This is a genomic window from Ferviditalea candida (assembly GCF_035282765.1).
Classification (GTDB): domain Bacteria; phylum Bacillota; class Bacilli; order Paenibacillales; family KCTC-25726; genus Ferviditalea; species Ferviditalea candida.
The window spans coordinates 227511-246202 of record NZ_JAYJLD010000001.1; the positions used below are offsets into that span (position 1 = coordinate 227511).

24 protein-coding genes and 1 riboswitch are annotated in these 18692 nt (G+C 51.8%); of the genes, 4 read left to right on the forward strand and 20 right to left on the reverse strand.

The window, feature by feature from the left end:
• The first annotated feature begins 108 nt into the window (after positions 1 to 108).
• On the forward strand, positions 109 to 1311 hold the full coding sequence (locus VF724_RS01170; RefSeq protein ID WP_371752366.1) for an MFS transporter: 1203 nt from the start codon (positions 109 to 111) through the stop codon (positions 1309 to 1311).
• A 48-nt stretch (positions 1312 to 1359) separates the two neighbouring features.
• On the opposite strand, the gene VF724_RS01175 is transcribed toward VF724_RS01170, so the two are convergent.
• Positions 1360 to 2037, reverse strand: coding sequence for a DUF1361 domain-containing protein (locus VF724_RS01175; protein WP_371752367.1), 678 nt, complete (start codon positions 2035 to 2037; stop codon positions 1360 to 1362).
• Between the two features lie 49 nt (positions 2038 to 2086).
• Entirely contained in the window at positions 2087 to 2743 is a 657-nt protein-coding gene (locus tag VF724_RS01180; RefSeq protein WP_371752368.1) for an O-methyltransferase, read from the reverse strand.
• Positions 2744 to 3117: 374 nt separating this feature from the next.
• Here VF724_RS01180 and VF724_RS01185 point away from each other — a divergent pair, with 374 nt between their 5' ends.
• A complete protein-coding gene (locus VF724_RS01185; RefSeq protein WP_371752369.1) occupies positions 3118 to 3669 on the forward strand; it encodes a DNA-3-methyladenine glycosylase in 552 nt (183 codons plus the stop codon).
• Positions 3670 to 3834: 165 nt separating this feature from the next.
• Here VF724_RS01185 and VF724_RS01190 read toward each other — a convergent pair whose 3' ends face one another.
• The 14 genes from VF724_RS01190 to VF724_RS01255 form a co-directional block, all read right to left on the reverse strand.
• Entirely contained in the window at positions 3835 to 4752 is a 918-nt protein-coding gene (locus VF724_RS01190; protein WP_371752370.1) for a type II secretion system F family protein, read from the reverse strand.
• Between the two features lie 6 nt (positions 4753 to 4758).
• Positions 4759 to 5721, reverse strand: coding sequence for a type II secretion system F family protein (locus tag VF724_RS01195; RefSeq protein WP_371752371.1), 963 nt, complete (start codon positions 5719 to 5721; stop codon positions 4759 to 4761).
• Positions 5718 to 7148, reverse strand: a complete 1431-nt coding sequence (locus VF724_RS01200; RefSeq protein WP_371752372.1) for a TadA family conjugal transfer-associated ATPase — start codon at positions 7146 to 7148, stop codon at positions 5718 to 5720. The genes VF724_RS01195 and VF724_RS01200 overlap by 4 nt, the downstream gene beginning before the upstream one ends.
• Before the next feature lie 30 nt (positions 7149 to 7178).
• On the reverse strand, positions 7179 to 8033 hold the full coding sequence (locus VF724_RS01205; RefSeq protein WP_371752373.1) for a CpaE/TadZ family protein: 855 nt from the start codon (positions 8031 to 8033) through the stop codon (positions 7179 to 7181).
• Entirely contained in the window at positions 8023 to 8727 is a 705-nt protein-coding gene (gene cpaB / locus VF724_RS01210) for a Flp pilus assembly protein CpaB (RefSeq protein WP_371752374.1), read from the reverse strand. Before cpaB ends, VF724_RS01205 begins: the two co-directional genes overlap by 11 nt.
• Before the next feature lie 10 nt (positions 8728 to 8737).
• Positions 8738 to 9649, reverse strand: a complete 912-nt coding sequence (locus VF724_RS01215) for a pilus assembly protein TadG-related protein (RefSeq protein WP_371752375.1) — start codon at positions 9647 to 9649, stop codon at positions 8738 to 8740.
• Positions 9650 to 9664: 15 nt separating this feature from the next.
• Entirely contained in the window at positions 9665 to 10054 is a 390-nt protein-coding gene (locus tag VF724_RS01220; protein WP_371752376.1) for a TadE/TadG family type IV pilus assembly protein, read from the reverse strand.
• Positions 10051 to 10569 carry an A24 family peptidase gene (locus VF724_RS01225; protein WP_371752377.1) on the reverse strand — a complete coding sequence of 173 codons (519 nt, stop codon included), beginning with the start codon at positions 10567 to 10569 and terminating at the stop codon, positions 10051 to 10053. Before VF724_RS01225 ends, VF724_RS01220 begins: the two co-directional genes overlap by 4 nt.
• A 124-nt stretch (positions 10570 to 10693) precedes the next feature.
• A complete protein-coding gene (locus tag VF724_RS01230; protein ID WP_371752378.1) occupies positions 10694 to 10888 on the reverse strand; it encodes a Flp family type IVb pilin in 195 nt (64 codons plus the stop codon).
• 26 nt (positions 10889 to 10914) lie between these two features.
• Entirely contained in the window at positions 10915 to 11271 is a 357-nt protein-coding gene (locus VF724_RS01235) for a DUF192 domain-containing protein (RefSeq protein WP_371752379.1), read from the reverse strand.
• A gap of 97 nt (positions 11272 to 11368) precedes the next feature.
• A riboswitch (cyclic di-GMP riboswitch) is annotated at positions 11369 to 11460 on the reverse strand.
• Between the two features lie 236 nt (positions 11461 to 11696).
• Complete coding sequence (locus VF724_RS01240; RefSeq protein WP_371752380.1) at positions 11697 to 11918, reverse strand: YuzB family protein; 222 nt, start codon at positions 11916 to 11918, stop codon at positions 11697 to 11699.
• Positions 11919 to 12053: 135 nt separating this feature from the next.
• Positions 12054 to 13268 carry a M14 family zinc carboxypeptidase gene (locus tag VF724_RS01245; protein WP_371752381.1) on the reverse strand — a complete coding sequence of 405 codons (1215 nt, stop codon included), beginning with the start codon at positions 13266 to 13268 and terminating at the stop codon, positions 12054 to 12056.
• Positions 13269 to 13384: 116 nt separating this feature from the next.
• On the reverse strand, positions 13385 to 14194 hold the full coding sequence (gene racE / locus VF724_RS01250) for a glutamate racemase (protein WP_371752382.1): 810 nt from the start codon (positions 14192 to 14194) through the stop codon (positions 13385 to 13387).
• A gap of 162 nt (positions 14195 to 14356) precedes the next feature.
• Entirely contained in the window at positions 14357 to 14782 is a 426-nt protein-coding gene (locus VF724_RS01255) for a disulfide oxidoreductase (protein WP_371752383.1), read from the reverse strand.
• 98 nt (positions 14783 to 14880) lie between these two features.
• On the opposite strand from VF724_RS01255, the gene VF724_RS01260 reads away from it, so the two are divergent.
• Together VF724_RS01260 and VF724_RS01265 are read left to right on the forward strand one after the other, a co-directional pair.
• Entirely contained in the window at positions 14881 to 15072 is a 192-nt protein-coding gene (locus VF724_RS01260) for a diguanylate cyclase domain-containing protein (RefSeq protein ID WP_371752384.1), read from the forward strand.
• Positions 15041 to 15364 (forward strand): EAL domain-containing protein, encoded by a 324-nt coding sequence (locus tag VF724_RS01265; RefSeq protein ID WP_371752385.1) that lies wholly within the window; start codon positions 15041 to 15043, stop codon positions 15362 to 15364. The genes VF724_RS01260 and VF724_RS01265 overlap by 32 nt, the downstream gene beginning before the upstream one ends.
• Before the next feature lie 61 nt (positions 15365 to 15425).
• Here the strand turns inward: VF724_RS01265 and mnmH are convergent, their stop codons facing one another.
• Genes mnmH through VF724_RS01285 form a run of 4 tightly spaced genes read right to left on the reverse strand, consistent with a single transcriptional unit; the run spans position 15426 to position 18673 of the window.
• Positions 15426 to 16490 carry a tRNA 2-selenouridine(34) synthase MnmH gene (mnmH, locus tag VF724_RS01270; RefSeq protein ID WP_371752386.1) on the reverse strand — a complete coding sequence of 355 codons (1065 nt, stop codon included), beginning with the start codon at positions 16488 to 16490 and terminating at the stop codon, positions 15426 to 15428.
• Positions 16491 to 16534: 44 nt separating this feature from the next.
• Positions 16535 to 17587, reverse strand: a complete 1053-nt coding sequence (selD, locus tag VF724_RS01275) for a selenide, water dikinase SelD (RefSeq protein WP_371752387.1) — start codon at positions 17585 to 17587, stop codon at positions 16535 to 16537.
• 13 nt (positions 17588 to 17600) lie between these two features.
• Positions 17601 to 18233 carry a helix-turn-helix transcriptional regulator gene (locus VF724_RS01280; RefSeq protein ID WP_371752388.1) on the reverse strand — a complete coding sequence of 211 codons (633 nt, stop codon included), beginning with the start codon at positions 18231 to 18233 and terminating at the stop codon, positions 17601 to 17603.
• A 20-nt stretch (positions 18234 to 18253) separates the two neighbouring features.
• The gene (locus VF724_RS01285; protein WP_371752389.1) at positions 18254 to 18673 is read right to left on the reverse strand and encodes a DUF86 domain-containing protein; all 420 of its coding nucleotides are present in this window, start codon (positions 18671 to 18673) and stop codon (positions 18254 to 18256) included.
• Between the last annotated feature and the right edge of the window lie 19 nt (positions 18674 to 18692).

An 18692-nucleotide genomic window follows, 5' to 3' on the forward strand; every position in this document is an offset into this window, starting at 1 on the left:
TTTCGGTTAGGGGTGATTCAAAACTATTATAGCTGAAAATGTCGTGAACTAGGGCGAAAATTGATATAATACGTAAAGAAAAACACGCGAAGCGAAAAGAGGAGCCCCATGCAAAAGTGGAAAATCAACCTGATCGTACTCTGGTTCGGACAATTTATGGTCATGTCGGGTATGACCATGATCGTACCCTTTATGTCACTTTATTTGCAGGAGCTCGGCGTTACCGACCCGCACCAGGTTTCCATATGGGCGGGCGTGATCTTTGCGGGGACGTTTGTCACCTCATTCATATTTCAACCCATATGGGGAAGGCTTGCCGACCGCTACGGCAGAAAAATGATGCTTCTGCGCTCCGGTATCGGAATGGCCATCGTCATGACGCTGATGGGCTTCGTGGCGACCCCTTGGCATTTGCTGCTGCTGCGCGTTCTGAACGGGACCATTTCCGGCTTTGTGCCTGCGGCAACCGCCCTGATCTCGACGACCACCCCCAAAGAAAAAATGGGCTATGCCATGGGCACCCTGCAGTCCGGAGTCCTGGCAGGCAGCATTCTCGGTCCCTTCATCGGCGGTTTGGCGGCGGATTGGTTTGGCTTTCGCCCTCTGTTTTATGTGACCGGCGCACTCATATTCCTCGCCTCGATGCTGGCGTTCTTCTTGGTAACAGACCGTTTCGACCCTGCCGAAGCGGCGCGCAAACCCAGCATATCGGTTATGAAAGGACTGGATCAGCTTAGGCGGATTCCCCAGCTTCCATCGCTGTTTACCGTGACCTTTCTGATTCAGTTTTCCATTATCAGCTCCATGCCGCTTTTGCCCTTGTTTGTCCAGCAAATTCACAACGGCACTGAATACCTCGCGTTTTTTGCCGGCCTGGTCGGTTCGGTCACCGGTTTCTCCAACATGATCGCTTCTCCTTTGTTAGGGCGCTATGGAGATAAACTGGGGGCTGAGCGCATCCTCCGGATTTCACTGATCGGAGCAGGGCTTTCCTTTATTCCTCAAGCGATGGTCACGAACATTTGGCAGCTGTTGGCCGCCCGCTTCCTGCTCGGCATATTCCTGGGCGGACTCCTGCCGACCGTAAATTCGCTGATTCGGCTTCATACCCCTGACGGAATGGAAAGCCGGGCGTTCAGCTTCAACACAAGCTCGCTAAGCCTCGGGAACATGCTGGGACCGATTGTCGGGGGAGTCCTTTCCGGATGGATCACGATCAGGGGGATTTTCGTGGTGGCAGCCTTGCTGCTCCTGCTGAATGCCGTTTGGGTCAAACGGACCTTGTTTGCGAGAAAATCCGTTGGTCATTGAAGAATTCTCCGCAAACAGGCTGGGAATCTTTGCGGAAAATCCAAAGGCTCAGCGCTCATAAGGTCCGTCCCCGCCGCGGATTCCGGCCAAACCGGAAAGAACGCCGTAAACGAACAGCAGAAAGAAAAACGTTATGAGGATAAAGCCGGCGATTTGCGGCATGCCGCTGTCTTCCAGGCTCAAAGCATCCGACAAAACATTCATCGGACGGACCAACAAATCCCAGCTGTTCCACCTCTGGAATCTTCCGAGATAAATGCCCGCGCTGCAGAGCAAAATAGACCCGTAATAAAACATCGAAGCTTTGAAATGTCCGTGGCGTCTGCGGATGAGGACGCGCAGCAAATGCAGGGAATAAAACCCGAGCAGGAGTCCGAGCAGCGAAAAACACATGAGCATCAGCAGATCGTACCATGCGGTGATGCCTCCATCCAATTGGCGGAAATGAATGAAATCGGTAACGAGATAGGGTGCATTCGGGAAAAACACCAGCCAGACGAACACGCCGGAATAAAAAACGATCGCGGAACGTTCTTTGCGGCTGCCGTACTTGTGCAAGAGCATGGAAATCCAAAGCGGAACCCACGCAAGGAACAGATTCCAGATGAGATACAGATAGCTTTGATCCGAAGTGTAGAAGATCCGGAAAACCACAAGAGCAACGCTGAACAGCGTGAATAAAACGAAAGTGCGATGCGGATTCGTCCCGTTCCCCCTATTGCTCAATCTGCGTAACCTCCTTAACGATAGAGTCGACTTAAGCGTTGACTTGCTATTATTTCACCCGGGCGATGGCCAGACCGTCATAAGCGGGCAAAATCGTGCTTTCAAGCCTTGGATCGCCGGCAATTTGCTTGTTGAATTTGCGCATGGCGATCGCGGAAGGGGAATTCCGCCCGGGATCCATCGTCTTTCCATGCAGCATGGCGTTATCCCCGATGATGACCGCACCGGGATTCGCCAGCCGGATGGCCCACTCCAAATACCGGGGATAATTCCCTTTGTCGGCGTCGATAAACACAAGATCGAACCGCTGTCCCTCCTCTTCGAGCAGCTGCAGCTGATCCAGCGCTTCACCGATGCGGTATTCCACCAATTCGCCGAAGCCCGCTTTCTGCATATGCCTCTTGGCCACCTCCGCGAATTCCTGCTTCAGCTCCAGAGAAATCAGCTTTCCTCCTTCGCGGAGTCCGCGGGCGATGCAGATGCCGCTGTATCCGCCCAACGCGCCGATTTCGAGCGCCCGTTTGGCGCCGGCGATTGCGGTCAGCATCGTCAGCAATCTTCCATAGACGGGTTCAATGGAAATTTGCGGCATTGCGCTCGCCTCGATTCCCTTCATGACCATTTGCAAATCGGCATCCTCCGGGTAAAGCGATTGTACGTATTCTTCAGCTGATTGCGGCAAAACGATTCCTCCCGGTCCGTGCATTTTGGCGTGTATACCTTATTTTATGGCATTCGCATCCCGATCACAACCTCAGAGTCTGTCCGACGAAAGCAAGGTTGTGAATATTTATTCAATTTAGGAGGTATTCAAAAGTAGGGCCGCTGCGCAAAAGGGGTATGTATTCGGTCGCTGTTGAAATCGTAAAATTGGATTCAATTTAGCGGTTGTTTTATGATTTCAAGGGCGAACGCTTCCGCTCCTTCGGCACACCCCTTTTTCTTCGCTGGCTTTTTTAAACACGCTCTTTAAACTTTCCGTGCTCATTCCCTTATTTCTTCATACTCCATTTGAATAAAAATTCAAAAAATTATATGATACATAGGAACACGCAAATGCGGTGAAACGGAGGAACGCAAATGAACAGGGAGTTTTTTGAACAAAACACGGTCGCCGTGGCCGAGCAGATGATCGGCTGTCTGCTCATGCGCAAAATCCGCGGGGAGACGGTCCTCGTCCGGATCACGGAAACGGAGGCCTACAGAGGACAGGATGATCCGGCCAGCCATGCCTATCCGGGAATAACCGGCCGCAATCGCGTCATGTTCGGAGCGCCGGGACGCCTGTATGTCTACTTATCCTATGGAATTCACTCCTGCATGAACGTAGTGACCGAGCCGGAGGGGATTCCGGGGGCGGTGCTGCTGCGGGCCGCAGTGCCCGTTGAGGGACTCCCGCTGATCCGCTCATTCAGACCGGGCATTCCGGACAAGCATCTGCTGAATGGTCCCGGAAAATTGACAAAAGGCCTATCCATCAGTCTTGACTTCAATGGATACGACCTGTTTTCGATAGAAAGCGCGGTGCTGCTGCTGCCCAAAAAACGCCAGCTTCCAATCAAGCGGACGGAGCGGATCGGCATCAGCAAGGGGAAGGAGAAGCTGTGGCGGTTTGTCGCGGAAACAACGTGACGATTTGAAAGTCGGCTTCGGCTTTCCTGACCGATTTCCGGGTCCATCTTGAAAGTCCGTTTTGCAAGTCCGTCCGTTGTTCCCAGGCTCATCATCAGTTCAATGTAGAGGTCATCAAATTCCTTGCCGAATCTGCCGTTTTTTTCCCTCAGCCGCTTTTCCGTTTCATTTACTAAAGGTGCTGATAAATTGAATCAGTACGGGGCCCAATAGAACGATGAACATCGTCGGAAACACGAAAAACACCATGGGAAACAGCATCTTGATTGGGGCCTTCATGGCCGCTTCCTCGGCCCTTTGCTTTCGTTTTTCCCGCACTTCCACGGATTGTATGCGAAAGACCTGAACCATTCCGATCCCCAATTTCTCAGCCTGCAGGATGCTGCTGATCAAGGTTCTGATTTCCTCCACCAGCAGCCGGTCCCTGACACCGGATAGCGCCTCCCGGCGCGTTTTGCCGAGCCGGATTTCTTCCAAACTGCGCTGAAATTCCGCCGCGACGATGCCCTGTTTTTTAGAAACAAGCTTGCTCAAGGCCGCATCAAAGCCAAGCCCCGCTTCCAAGCTGACCGTAAGCAGGTCCAGCACATCGGGGAGCTCGCGCAGAGCAAGCTTGTTGCGCTGCTTGATTTTTTGCCCGATATAATAATGCGGAAACAGTGCGGCCGCGCCGATGCCCGCAAAGGCAAGCATAATCATGGTGCCGATGCCGGCATGAATCAGCCACCCGTAGCCGGAAGCAAGCACCGGCAGGATCAGCAGCAGCGAGATCTGAAACAGCCGAAAGTCTATGGCGGTCATATTGAAGGGCCGGCCGGCCTGCAGCAGCTTCAGCTCGATCCGCTCTTCCTTTTGGCCGGGCATTTTTTTGCGGAAGGCGCGTTTGACCATCCTCCATACCGGACGCAGCCAGCCGAGTCCTTTCAAGTGCTCCTTTTTATCGGATTGCGTTTCTTCAGCGGCCGCTTCCTGATCGACAAACGAACGGATTCTCCGTTTGACGCGCTCCTTTCTTTCCTGCCGGAACGCAAAAATAGAATAAATAAATAATGTCACGGAGATCCCGAAGGTTACGTACATCATCAGGCCTTACACCTCGATTCGGGTCAATTTGCGGATCAGAATCCAGCCGACGGTTCCGGATACAGCACCGACAGCCAACAGAATCCAGCCGACTTGATTGGTAAATAAAGTGTCAATATATTCAGGTTGGATCAAGTAGATGACGACACCCAGAGCAACCGGAAGCAGCGCGATAATATTGCCGGACAGCTTTCCCTGCGCGGTCAGTGTCTGCACCTGCCGCTGAATCCGGTTTCGGTCGCGGATCGTCTGCACGATCGTCTGCAGGACAGTGGCCAGATTCCCCCCGATCTGCTTCTGAATCAGGATCGTCTGAATCATCAGATCAAGATCCTCGCTCGGCATCCGCTCCTTCAATTGCTGCAGCGCGTCCTCCATCGTGGTGCCGTACTGCATCTCTTTCAACACCTGTTCGATTTCCTCCCGGATCGGAGACTCGGAATCCTCAACTACAGCCTTCAACGATTGGGCAAAGCTGAATCCCGCCCGCAGCGATCCGATCAAGGTGGTGATCATGTCGGGTAGGCCGTCGTTGAATTTGTTCAAGCGCTGCTTTTGCTTCTGGCGAATCCACCATCCGGGAAGCATATAGCCTGCCACTGCCCCTAAAATAACCAAGGGCACCCTGCCGGAAAAAAGCAAAAACAGCCCTCCTCCCAGTGCAGTGGCTATCCATTGAAACAAAATGTACTCTTCCGGCTTGAGCGAGACTCCGGCTCTTTCCAGCATCCGCCCCAGCTTGTCGTTTTTCTTTTTGGTCAACACCTGCTCCCGCACCGTGCGCTTGTAAAGCTGCAGCTGCACCAGCAGATTGAACCTTTTCCGGTCAAGCCCTTTTTTGTCCTGTACCGCCAAGTATCTTTCGATCCGTTTTTCCAGACGTTTGTTCGACATGAACAGCTTTTGCAGGATATACAAAAAAAACAGAAAAGCCGTCATCATGAACATTAAGTGGATCAGCCATATCATGCGCCCCATTCCTCTCTTTCCACAAATACGCTGGCCGGAATGTGAATGCCCGATGCCTCGAGACGTTCGTAAAATTTCGGACGCACCCCTGTCGGTACCAGGCTGCCGATCATTTTGCCGTCCGCTGACACATCCTGCTGCCGATATTCAAAAATATCCTGAAGGACGATAACGTCTCCTTCGAGTCCCATCACTTCCGTAATATGGGTGATCTTTCTTGAGCCGTCCTTCAGTCTGGACTGCTGGATAATCAAATCGATCGCTCCGGCGATCTGTTCCCGGATCGCTTTGACCGGAAGCTCGATCCCGGCCATCAGCACCATGGTTTCCAAACGTGCGAGCATATCCCGCGGACTGTTGGAGTGTCCGGTCGCCAGCGAACCGTCATGTCCCGTATTCATCGCCTGCAACATGTCCAGCGCCTCGCCTCCCCGGACCTCGCCGATGACGATTCTTTCCGGACGCATCCGCAGGGAGTTGCGAACCAAATCGCGGATGCTGATCCCTCCTTTGCCCTCCAAATTGGGCGGGCGCGATTCCAGAGAGACGACATGTTCCTGCCATAGCTGCAGCTCGGCCGCGTCTTCGATCGTAATAATCCGTTCATCGCTCGGGATGAAGGACGACAGCACGTTCAATGTGGTGGTTTTCCCTGATCCCGTCCCCCCGCTGATGAATATATTCAACCTGGCCTTGACGCAGGCCTCCAGAAAAACCGCCATTTCCTTCGTCACCGTGCCGAAACGGATCAGATCGTCGATTTGCAGAGGGTCTTTGGAAAATTTCCGGATCGTGACGGTTGGCCCGTTCAAGGCCAGCGGCGGTATGATAGCATTGACCCGCGAGCCGTCCGGAAGCCGGGCATCCACCATCGGACTGCTTTCATCGATTCTTCTTCCGATGGGAGCCACAATTTTATCAATAATGTTCATGACATGCTCGTTATCCCGAAACTGCACCTGCGTGAGTTCAATTTTCCCGTTGCGTTCCACATAAACCTGATGCGGTCCGTTCACCATCACCTCGGAAACTTCCGGTTCGAGCAGCAGCGGATTGATCGGCCCGAAGCCCGTCAGGTCATTTACCAACTCATCGATGACTTTCTTTCGGTCGATCGTGCCCCGGAACGTTTCGTCCTCCTTGATGATTTCGATCGTCATGGCCTCCAGCTTGGGAATGATCGCATCGACATCCTCGTCTTTCAATTCTTCGAGCACCTGTTTATGCAGGCGGTTTTTAAGCTCCTGATGTTTGCTGATTTTGGGAGCATTCGCTTTCGGCCTTTGCGGCGGCTCCGCCCGTTTCAAATCGCGAAAAGCCGAGACCAGATCTTTTTTCGGCTGTTTCGGCGCTTGTTCATTTTCTTCGGGGATTTTGACTGCGGCTTGTTCACCGGTTCTCGACTGGATTTTATCCAACAGACTCATCTGTCGCTTGCCTCCTTCAGGCCATCATCGTCAAATCATTTTCGGTTTATGAAAAATCGACTGCAGCAAGGACGGCGCTTTCGGCTTGAAGACGGCAATTTCCCGCCGCGAAATCATCTGCTCGGCGAGCTTGAACACCGCTTTGGCCACATCCGTTTTTCCTTGATTCATCACGAAGGGAATGCCGATATTCAACGACTGCGATACGGTGGAAATTTGGTTGGGAATGTACACAAGCGTCTCTTCCCCAAGAATGTCGGAGACATCAGACGCCTGAATCACGCTTTCCATCGTGGAACGATTGACGATCACCTGAACCTTGTCTTTCAAGCCCAGCAGTTCCATCGTTTCCAGCATCAGCTTCGTATTTTTGATCGTCGCCATTTCCAGATTGGTCAGCATGAACACCTGATCGGCTTTTTCAATCAGCTGCAGGCTTTTCTCCTGAAGGCCGACTCCTGTATCGACAATGAGATAATCGTGCTGGGCAAGCATGTAATCACAAACCTGGTGGATCACCTCATGCGTAACCAGATCTGCGTATTCCGGACGGTCGGGCGCAGCCAGCACCTTGACGCCGCTGGAGTGATGAATCAAATAACCTGCCAGCGCAAAGGCATCCAGTGTATCCAAGCCCTCGACCACATCCTTGATTGTAAACGTCGGATGCAGATCAAGCGCCAGGCTTACGTCGCCGAACTGAAAATCCCCGTCCATGATGCCGACCTGAATGTTGTTTTTCGACAAGGCCACGGCCAGGTTAACCGCCAGTACGGTTCGGCCGATCCCTCCCTTGGCGCTGCAAACGGCAATCATTTCTCCGCGCTTCTCCTTCAGCTTGCTTTCCTTTTCGGGTACATCATTTTGAGGCACATCACTTGGCATTCTGCATAACCCCCTTACCGTTTGTATCCGCTGCCGGCGGAACCAATTTACTGTGCAAAATGAGCTGGAGCGATCCCTTGGCGGCGGAGTTGACCAGCTTCACCGCATCCTTCAGCTCCACCTCGAGCGTTGCCGAGCTGTATTCCACATAAGCCGTATCCTTCGTCGCTTCGACCATTCTCCGGCCAACCGCCAGCACGTGCACGTTTTCCAGAACGATGCTGCTCTGAGGTTCCGGGGCATCCTTCGGCTTTTCCGTCAGAATGACATCGACGAAATCTTCCGGTTCAATCAAATTGGAAACCGACTGCACGAAATTTACGCCGATTGAAACCGCTCTCATACCTTCCTTGACCTTTTTGGATACCACGAGCGACTCTTCCTTTACCGTTCCCAGCCTTTCCGCAAGAATCGGCTCCCCTTGCGCAATCTCCTGAAGGGCAAACTTTCCGATCGCCTGACCGCCTTCCTTGACGGCCTGCTTGTAAATCCCCTGGTCCGGAACCGCAATCTTCTCGATCATGTCGGAAGAAATCATCTGGTTTTTATGAATCGGCCCCTTGGCTGTAAGCACTTCCACGGCATGAACATCCTCAGGCGCCATATTATTGAATTTGCTGACGTATTTGTAGAACAACAAAGTTGTAGCCAATCCCATCAAAATCGCCATGATCAAGATGATTTTTGATCTCATTTCAAAACCCCTACTCTGTCAGTCTGATGCCGTATGCACCGTAATTTTTGGCGACCGGATTGACAACTCCCGTGCCCGCATATTCGATAAACATGCCGTGAATCGTTTTATCCTGCCAATTCATCGGATCCATAATATAAAAGTAAGCAAATCCCGTTATTTTCACTTTTTTGACCTGGTTCACGCTTATCTCCCAAGGGTCATAGACCGGGATTAGAATCGTTCGCGGACAGTCCCGGTGGTAAGTTTCGCCGACCGGGTAAGGGCAGCGGTTGATCCGGTCCTGAATTGCGTCCCGCGTTTTACCCGCGACATTACCGGTTTGGGTATCAATAATATCGTCTGTTTCAATTTTGCTCTGATAGCCGTATTTTAAATTGTCCTCATAGGTTTGGGCGCCTGGTCCGCCAAGAGCCAAGACACCGAAGTTGCCTGTATCGACTCCCGTTTCATCCACCTTCAGCGTATAATCCGTATAATAGGTCAAGTCCGTTGTAGATGGTATGCCCAAGGGTACCACTCCCGTCGCCCCGACCATCGGTTGAATCTCCGCTGCCGCATGGGCACCCACAGGAAAGCTTGCAAGCCCGAACAGCTTGGAAAAGGCCAGCGGAACGTCCCGGTTCAAGTCAACGGAAACTTTTTTTTTCATTTCGATCGAAGTATTGACCAAACTGCTGAGCTCGCCATGGTCCGTCAGCACCTGATTCACCACATCGGTCACCGCAGATTGCGTATTCGTCAACTCCTGCGCTCCGGACAGCACCGCGGCGTTCGCTGTTTTCTGCAGCTGGACCTTGGTGGCGAATACCGTTCCGAGATCAATTACCAGCCCGGCCATCGCCAGCAGCAGGACCATCGACAATCCCACCAGCACAATCGCGCTTCCCTCTTCACGTCCAAGCAAAGCTTTGCTTCTCATATTCCCCACCCTTTCTTACTCTACCCGAATGGTGGAGTTCGTGACGATTACATAGGGCGACGGAAGAAGATTGTTTAAGAAAGGGGTGACATATGTAATCGGTTCTTTCAGCGTAACGGTTACATAATCCCCGGATTTGCGGACCGAATCCTTAGGCGAAATTGTCACAACCAGCTTTGCAGGATCGGTGATGCTGGGATAATTAACGGCAAACGAGGTGATATAGGCGTCGCTTCTGCCCAGCCCGCCAAGCCTGACGGCTTCTTGAGTGACCAAATCCTGCTGCATATAGATGTACATAATTCTCCCCAAATCAATGATCCCGCCGATCAGCAAAAAAAGAAGCGGCACGACCAACGCGAATTCAATCAGCGACTGGCCGGCTTGTCCCTTCAGCAGTTTCAACCCCACCACCCCTTTTGCAACATGCCGGCAACCGCCCCGCCGGCGATGGCCACTCCGTACGGATAGACGGCGGATAACCGGCGGCGCGAGAATTCCACCGGCAGTTTGATGCCATATCTTAGCCCATAGAGATAATAAACGATGGACCTGATCCATTGTCCCGCTCCCGGACGCAATAGGAGGACGATCAGCGCCATGACTGCTCCAAAAACGGCCATATAGGCGGCGGCGAACAGGACAAAGCCGGTTCCTTTGAATGCCCCGATCAGCGCGAGAAGCTTGACATCACCCGCTCCCATTCCTCCCAGCAGATATGGAATCAACAGGAGGCCCAACCCGACGGCGCTTCCCGCCAAGGCAGCCCCGAGTCCGGCCCACCCCTGCAAGCCGGTTTGCAGGATAAAGGCGGCGGCAAAGCCCGGATAGATCACTTTGTTGTAGATTTTCCTGTTCTTCAGGTCGGTGACGACACTGACGGCCAAAATCGCCAGCATGGCGGCATTGATCCAAAACATTGCGGAATTCCCCTTCTCTCCCGTAACCTTTCGCGATTCGTAACTTTGGATTTTAAAGGGCCATACTTATACGAACGTACGGCCCTTTTTCCATCCATCTTTCTCCCCTGAATGCTTTGCTTTATTAGGAAATTGAAGGGGTGTCACTCGGACGGCTTTTAACATTGGTCAGCGCCTGTTGATAAATTGCAACAATTTCATTTCTGAACAGATATATCGTTCCTACTGCAGCCACCGCGATAACCCCCAGAACGAGACCGTATTCCGTCAATCCTTGACCTTCTTCCTCACGAATCAAACCCTTCAACTTGTTCAACATTCCAATCATCTCCTCATCATTTTTGGTTAACCCACTTCTTTTTCTTGAAAACTGACTGCTTGTCCAACCTTTGTGCCGGTTTGTTCGACGGTGCCTGCCGGCAGCTCAACCACCGAGACAACATGCTTGAAGCGTTTGCCCACGACACCCGGCGGCAGCCGCTGCTCAATCCCGACAATTTCCCTGTTGACGTCCAGATAAATGGCGTCAATGGGAAACTTCATGAAAAACGTGTGAATCGAATGACAGGGGGTCAGATGCAGGGCGCAACCCGGCGGGAAACTGCTTGTAAACATCAGTCCCTTCAGCCGTTTGCCGAAGGACCTTGCTTCGCGCACTTCCCAAGCCAACATACGGCCCGTATCCAGGTTGAGGATCGCCATTCGAGCGTGTCACCTCCCGTGAACAAAATTACCCCGCCATTCGTTACCGAAAGGAGGGGCAGTGATCGCAAAATATGACATGAACACCCTTTTATCCTTCGGTAACTGGCTGGCATAACGCGCTATATGCGCGCCTTAGCCCCTGTAGTTTTGCGCCGCTAACTTTCGCCAGCTTTGCCTTTGTCGAGACGGCTCGAAGTGTTGTGTTTTCTTCGATGACCCTATTCTATTCCCTGTTCCATTTTTTTCAAATCCGCCAAGGCGACCATTTTTAAAATGCTTGCGTTGAACAAAAAGCACTAAAAGCTTGTCGTTTTCTCCCGACATATTACCTAATTCGACAATAAAAAAAGCTCCTAAGCGGAGCTGGACCTAGAAAATTGGGTATCGATATTCAGCCGGGATGCGCGCGTTTAATTTGGCAGTCATTTTACATACTTTCGCACCTTTTCCAGGGCCTCCTCTTCGGTTTTACCCGTCACATATCGGCCGTTAATGTAAATGAAGGCAAAGCGGGAACAAGGACCGCAGTAAGATTTGCATCCGATTTTGATCTCGGCATCGGGGGCCATTTTCTCCAATTTGGGCACAATCGTCTTCAAGCGGATATGCTTGCATTTATCGCAAATTCGAATATCATTCGTCAAAGCTCATGTTCCTTTCCCGCATCTTCCGGTTCGTATCCCTATTGTAATGAAAGCCCGTCCGGAAAGCAATATGCCGCAAACTTTGCAAATTCCGCATGCATCGCCGACCGGTACACTTGTTCGTGAGCTTGGGGTTCACAGCACGGCCGCAGCCCTTATCGCTTCGATCATGACTTCCTTCAAATCGCCATAGATCTCCGCAAATTGGGCAATCGGCAGCGGATTGGTGCCGATTCCCGCTTCCACGGTAAATCCCGGCCTGCGGAACCTGGCGATGAACCAATCCTTATAACCCGCATCGCTGCCCGTCAGCCGCACAGGACGGTAGCCGCTGATACGGCTGAAATGAGCCGCCAGCTCCTCCGATCGGGGAGGTTCAAACTCGCGGTAATTCCAGTAAATTTCCTTGCCCTGCGTATGAAAGGCGATAACCAGCCGAAAATCCCGGTTTTCCGTAAATTCGGCCAGGGCTCTTGCCTCCGGCTCGGATAACGGCGAACTTCCGGCATAATCCCTCGGTCCGGCTCCCGGCTTCCCCCTTCTTTGCCGCTCTTCTTCCCAGAAAGCCGGAAACTGGTCGTTCAAATCGACGCCGCGAATGTTCGCCTTCCATCCTCTGAAATTGTGCTCCCCTTGATTCCATTCAAGCAGACGCTTTCTATACGGACCCATTCCTGCAGAACCGGAAAGCACCAATTCCACCCCGTCAGGGTTAACCATCGGAACAATCCAGAGAGAGGTTTGTTCGAACAGTTCTTTCACCGCGCATCCAAAAATACAATCACCCGAAAGATACGCTTTCGCATAATCTTCCGCAAACCTCATCAGCAAGGCCGAAGTGATCCATTCATTCGCATGAACAGCCCCATTGTAGTGCAGTTCCGCCAACCCGGTTCCGATCCGGAGAGCGGGGATTTCTCTGCCCATGACGCTGTAGCCTATGATTTCCGCTTGAACAAACGGATACGCGGCCTTGAATCTCTCGATGTCTTCCAATAGCTCCAAGTAACCGTATTCCGTCTGCGATCCGTGGATGGCTGTTCCTTTGCGCGACGGTATCGCGATTTGCTGTCCGGGCAGCGGTTCTTCCCTTTCCTGATCGGGATTCGCCGAAAGAAGCTCTTCCATTCCTACGCCGAAACGATCGGCGATATCCTTCCATGTATCGCCGTTACCGGCGGCATACATTCTCCGTTTGTTTTCCGGTATGTGCAGCATTTCACCCGGGACTACAACCTGATCATCCCCGATCTGCGGATTTGCGCACAAGAGCGCAGTCCGGTGAATGCCGAACCGTCGGGCGATTCTGCCGAGATGATCTCCGGTCCTGACGACATACAAAATACTCATGGATCAAATCCCCTTTTCCGGTTTATTTCGTTGATTCGCCTATGCTACTATTTGTATTTGCCGGAATAAAAAAGAATGCCGAAGCTTATGCATCCGGCATTCTTTCGTCATTCGGTTCATATGATTTGCGTTTCCGGCCATGTCATGGAGGACACCGAGATTTCCTGTCCCAGCCATTGCTGGGCGATTTTCCGGAACATATGGGAATCTCCGCTGCAGAAAAACTGGTGATTCGGCCGTTCGTCCTCCTCCGCCAATTGCCCTCGATGATACAGAACGGTGCCGATTTCTCTGGCGGTTTCGTCTGCGGAACTGATCAGCTTCACTCCGGAACCCATCACATGAGAGATCATATCGCTCAAAAAAGGATAATGCGTACAGCCCAAAATCAAACAATCGATCGGCTTGTCTTTCAGCGGCATTAAGGATTCACTTACCGCAATTCTCGATTCCGTCTCGCTGTACAAGCCTTTTTCCACCAGCGGCACCAGCCGGGGACATGCCACGCTGTGAACCACCGCATCGGGTAAAACGGTGTTGATCGCTTGCTCATAAGCGCCGCTTCGAATCGTTCCCTCCGTCCCGATCACCCCGATGACGTTATTCGCGGTATTCTTGATTGCCGCGCGGGTTCCCGGATGAATGACGCCGAGAACGGGTACAGGCGAGTAGGCGCGAATTTCGTCAAGGGCCAATGCAGTCGCGGTATTGCATGCGATAACAATCATTTTCGGGTTGAATTCCAGCAAAAAATCGACAATTTGCTTCGTAAACATGACCACTTCCGCTGAAGGTCTGGGGCCGTACGGCGCACGAGCTGTGTCTCCGAAATAAATGATCCTCTCGCGCGGAAGCTGTCTCATCACTTCTTTGACTACGGTCAATCCTCCCACTCCCGAATCGAGCACTGCAATTGCTTGCTGCACGAATACACCGCTTCCTTTTCATGTTGAAAATATATGCGCATTTACACCATCAGCATATGTAACGAAAAAACAATGCGCTACTCCATTGGCCTATCTTAGAATAATATCATCAATGATAATCCAACTGCCGGCCTTGCGCAATACGCTTCATCGCCGGGACGTTTATTTCGACGCACGGCCGGTTAACCATACGATCAGCGAAATAAGAATAAACGCCGTACCCGCCAGAAAAGGAATCGTAATAAACCCAAACACATTGATATACTCGATGTTGCACGGAATAATTCCGCATGCTGTCCCGCCTTCCTTCAGCCAAGGAAGCTTTTGAACGCCATAATGATAAATCGAAATCCCCGCTCCAATCAAGGTAAGCGGCAGCACATATTTCCATTGGCCGTAATCTTTCCGGACAGCCGCAATACCCAGAAGAATGACTTGGGGATACATGAAAATACGCTGCATCCAGCATAATTTGCAGGGGGCATACCCCAGAATCTCAGACAAATAAAGGCTTCCCAGCGTAGCGATCAAGGAAATGGCCCATGCCGCATGCAAGCCGTTCGCCAACAAAAATTTACGGAACTTCAACGATCTTCCTCCATTTTCAATCCCCGCTCCAGTTTATCAAAAATCAACATACATACGAAAACCGATCAATTTTTTTCTGCATGAATGCAATCGTCCATATGGCTTTCCATGACGCATTGACCAATCTGCCCAACCGGCTCATGTTCAATAAACATCTGAAGTCGACATTGAAGGACTCGCGGACTACGGGCAAAATGGCCGCGATCCTCTTTCTGGATTTGGACCGTTTCAAAAACATCAACGATACCCTCGGCCATCATGTTGGCAAAATCAAGGATTTCCGCATTTAAGCATTTCCGTCAACATTTCCGCAAAGCAGATCGAGCAGCTCTCGTTAAAATAGATCGCACCTTTATCGAGGATGTCTCAACGAATGAAGACACTGCAGCGATTGTCACAGCCTTGATTTCCATGTCCCGGCAGCTGAAAATACGTTCTCTGGCTGAAGGAGTGGAAACCCGTGAGCAGCTGGAATTTCTGAAATCCTCGGGCTGCGATCAGATTCGGGGCCATTTCGTCAGCAAGTCGCTGCCCGCCGACCAATTCGAAAACCTGCTGAAGCGGGAGCTGGAGAGGCCTTAAACCGAGCCCCTGAACTTTCCGCACCATTTCCTTTTCTCTCCAGACACCTTTTGAACAAATTTCACTGAGTTGTTGCCGCCGGCCCGGCCGGAGCGAGCATGCCGCGCTCCAGAAACCCGACAATCTTTTCTACGGCTTCCTCCGCATGATTCACTTTCAACTTGATGCGTTCGCCCGCATATTCGCGAACCGCGTATTCGTACCGCGAATCGTAATAATAAGCCAGCAGCGCTTCTACTGCAGAATCATACCGCCCGTTTTTGAGGTCTTCCTCAATGGCCTTGGCTGCGGGAGTATGAATTCTCTGCTTAATCCGCATAAAAGCCGCCAAACACGCCTCGTGATGGCGGATCGGCTCATAATCCTCAAGAATATGGCGGACTCTTTCCTTAACCGGCATTTCAAGGAACAATTGGACGCCTGTTTCCTTGGCTCGAATCAGAAACTCGGGAAGCACGACTTTGCCGACCCGCGGGCTCTCGGCTTCAATCAGCACATAAGGTGCATCGTTGACTTCGGCAAGCCGCTCAAGCAGCAGGGCGTCAAAGGTTTTTTGATTGTTCGGCTCCAGACCGATTTGCCCGAAGATCGAGCCGCGATGCTGCGCCAATCCTTCCAGGTCAATCACCGGATATCCCTTTTCCGAAAGAATCCGCAGGATTTTGGTTTTTCCCGTGCCGGTATAGCCGTTAATCACGATGACGGAAGGCTTGAGACGGTAAGCTTCCAGAGAATCGACCACCCATTTGCGGTAAGCCCGATACCCTCCATGAAGACGGTACGCAGGTATGCCCATCAACGACAGCACGGTTGCCGTCGTCTTGCTCCGCATGCCGCCCCTCCAACAAAATACCGCCTTTCTGCCTGATATTTGCGCAAAGGCTTTGATGAAGTCCGGAAGCTTCCGGGAAACGATCTCCAGTCCCCTTTCCTTGGCGGCCTGAATGCTGACCTGCTTGTACAATATGCCGATTTCCTTGCGCTCTTCATCATCAAAAAGCGGAATGTTCAAGCTGCCGGGAATCGTCGCTTCGCGGTATTCTTGCGGGGAACGGACGTCAACCGCAGTGACTTTGCCTGTTCGTATCAAATTGACAAGTTCCTCTACATGAACATCCTGAATCAATGCCGATTCGCTCCTTTGATTTATCAGTTACATCAGAATACTCTTTATTCAAGCACCAGAATTTGTCCGGGATGCTCGGCCACCGCTTCGCCGACTTCAAACGCGGGAACACCGCTGTCATGAAGCTCCTTCAGCAGCGCTTCCGAATCGCCCGGTGCGACGGAAATTAACAGTCCCCCTGAAGTAACGGCATCGCATAAAATCCATTGATCGATCAAATCCATCCCCTCGGGAAACTGAACCGCACCCTGGAGATGCTCGTGATTGCTTTTGGTGCCGCCCGGCACTTGCCCTTGCTCGGCCAATTCTCGGACTCTCGGAAGCACCTGCACCTGCCGCTTGTAAATCCGGATGCCGACCCCGCTTCCCTTGGCCATTTCGGACGTATGGCCCAACAAACCAAAGCCGGTCACATCCGTACAGCCGTGAACCTCATAACCCTTCATCACCTCGGAGGCCGTTTTGTTCAAGGCAGCCATGATCTTCGTCACCCGGTCGATCTCTTCATCGCTCACCAGGTTTTTCTTAATTGAAGTCGTCAAAATACCGACTCCGATCGGCTTCGTAAGAATCAGCCGGTCTCCAGGCTTGGCTCCCGCATTGGTCAGCACGCGGTCGGGGTGAACGGTACCCGTTACGGCCAAACCGAACTTCGGCTCGTTGTCGTCAATGGAATGCCCGCCGACCAGCGTCGCGCCCGCTTCCTTGACCTTGTCGCCGGCTCCCCGAAGAATTTCGGACAATATTTGCTTGTCCAATTTTTTGATCGGAAAAGCGACAATATTGAGCACGGTCAACGGTGTTCCGCCCATCGCATAAACATCGCTCAACGCATTTGCGGCGGCAACCTGGCCGAATGAATAAGGATCATCCACGATCGGCGTGAAAAAGTCGACTGTCTGAACCAGCGCCAAATCGTCGTTCAATTTGAATACACCCGCATCGTCATTCGTATCCAAACCGACAAGCAGATTGGGATTGGGTTCGCCTGCCGGCAAATTGCGAAGGACTTGGTGCAGATCGCCCGGACCGATTTTGCAGCCGCATCCGCCTTTTGTTGAATAAGAAGTAAGCTTGATTTTGTCTTCTGTCGTCATATTATTCTTCCTCCTATATTTTATTACTTACCAAATACATGCATTTATTTCCGCCATTTACCAAGCATTCCTTGCGCTTTACCTCAGCCTCCAAGAGCGTCCGAATCAAATCCAACTCGCATCTGCACGCCTGCCCGTACTGCTGCGCCACCTGTGAAATCGGACAGTTGAATTCCCGAATCACAAAACCGCCATCCTCATGAATTTCCCAAGCGGCCATATACCCTTGTTCATTTTGGATTTCGGTCATTTCAACAACCCGCTGCTTCAGGTTTTTTCCTTCCATTCTTGCTTTGTACTTGCGCAAAAGTCGATCCTTTCGCCTTTCAAACAGGTTTCCCACCGGATCCTCATCAACGGCTTCCTCCAGCTCCTTCAGCAAATCCAAGGTCAGAACATGATAATTTTTTGGGAAAAGTTCGTCAGCCAAGCCGGTCAGCGAATACATGCGGACAGGCCTGCCCATCGCCTGCCTGACCAGCACGGATTCAAGAAGTGCGTCCCGCTCCAGCGTGTTCAGATGCCGACGGACGGCCATCTCGGTGATTCCCAACTGTTTGGCCATTTCATTCACGCTCAAAGAGCCCTGCTTTTTGAGCATCGTAACCAACTGCTTGCGGGTTGAGTATTCCGCTGCTTTTTTCATTGTGCCACCACCTGACAGAATTAACCATTTGCTTCCAAATATTCACGAACAGCATCCGCAAATTGCGGCAGAACCTCCAAAAGAGCATGGGCCACTGGAAGCAATCTGTCCCGTTCCAAGTCAAAATATTGTTGAACCAGCGGTTTTCTCAGTTCGACCAGCTCCAGCAGCGGCCGGGCCAGATCGGGAGAAACAACCTGTTCGTCCCGCAGAATTTCAACGATATCCTCATAGCTGCTCGCATCCCGCATCAAAAAGCCGTCGATCAAATAACTTCCGATATCCGTGACGGTCTCCACAGCCAAATGCAATGCTCTTTCCTCGGCAAAAAGATAAAGCGGACTTTCGGGGTCTGTCTGCTGAAGCGATCGAAGCACCCGAATAATCTCGGGGATAAACTGCAGACGAATTTCAATCTGCTGCCTGTTCACATAATACATCTGACTTACTCCTTATTCT

Coding starts and splice junctions, on each gene's coding strand:
- VF724_RS01170 (WP_371752366.1), top strand. CDS start 109: ATGCAAAAGTGGAAAATCAACCTGATCGTACTCTGGTTCGGACAATTT.
- VF724_RS01180 (WP_371752368.1), bottom strand. CDS start 2,743: ATGCACGGACCGGGAGGAATCGTTTTGCCGCAATCAGCTGAAGAATAC.
- VF724_RS01185 (WP_371752369.1), top strand. CDS start 3,118: ATGAACAGGGAGTTTTTTGAACAAAACACGGTCGCCGTGGCCGAGCAG.
- VF724_RS01190 (WP_371752370.1), bottom strand. CDS start 4,752: ATGATGTACGTAACCTTCGGGATCTCCGTGACATTATTTATTTATTCT.
- VF724_RS01195 (WP_371752371.1), bottom strand. CDS start 5,721: ATGATATGGCTGATCCACTTAATGTTCATGATGACGGCTTTTCTGTTT.
- VF724_RS01200 (WP_371752372.1), bottom strand. CDS start 7,148: ATGAGTCTGTTGGATAAAATCCAGTCGAGAACCGGTGAACAAGCCGCA.
- VF724_RS01205 (WP_371752373.1), bottom strand. CDS start 8,033: ATGCCAAGTGATGTGCCTCAAAATGATGTACCCGAAAAGGAAAGCAAG.
- cpaB (WP_371752374.1), bottom strand. CDS start 8,727: ATGAGATCAAAAATCATCTTGATCATGGCGATTTTGATGGGATTGGCT.
- VF724_RS01215 (WP_371752375.1), bottom strand. CDS start 9,649: ATGAGAAGCAAAGCTTTGCTTGGACGTGAAGAGGGAAGCGCGATTGTG.
- VF724_RS01225 (WP_371752377.1), bottom strand. CDS start 10,569: ATGTTTTGGATCAATGCCGCCATGCTGGCGATTTTGGCCGTCAGTGTC.
- VF724_RS01230 (WP_371752378.1), bottom strand. CDS start 10,888: ATGTTGAACAAGTTGAAGGGTTTGATTCGTGAGGAAGAAGGTCAAGGA.
- VF724_RS01235 (WP_371752379.1), bottom strand. CDS start 11,271: ATGGCGATCCTCAACCTGGATACGGGCCGTATGTTGGCTTGGGAAGTG.
- VF724_RS01245 (WP_371752381.1), bottom strand. CDS start 13,268: ATGAGTATTTTGTATGTCGTCAGGACCGGAGATCATCTCGGCAGAATC.
- VF724_RS01260 (WP_371752384.1), top strand. CDS start 14,881: ATGGCTTTCCATGACGCATTGACCAATCTGCCCAACCGGCTCATGTTC.
- VF724_RS01265 (WP_371752385.1), top strand. CDS start 15,041: ATGTTGGCAAAATCAAGGATTTCCGCATTTAAGCATTTCCGTCAACAT.
- selD (WP_371752387.1), bottom strand. CDS start 17,587: ATGACGACAGAAGACAAAATCAAGCTTACTTCTTATTCAACAAAAGGC.
- VF724_RS01280 (WP_371752388.1), bottom strand. CDS start 18,233: ATGAAAAAAGCAGCGGAATACTCAACCCGCAAGCAGTTGGTTACGATG.
- VF724_RS01285 (WP_371752389.1), bottom strand. CDS start 18,673: ATGTATTATGTGAACAGGCAGCAGATTGAAATTCGTCTGCAGTTTATC.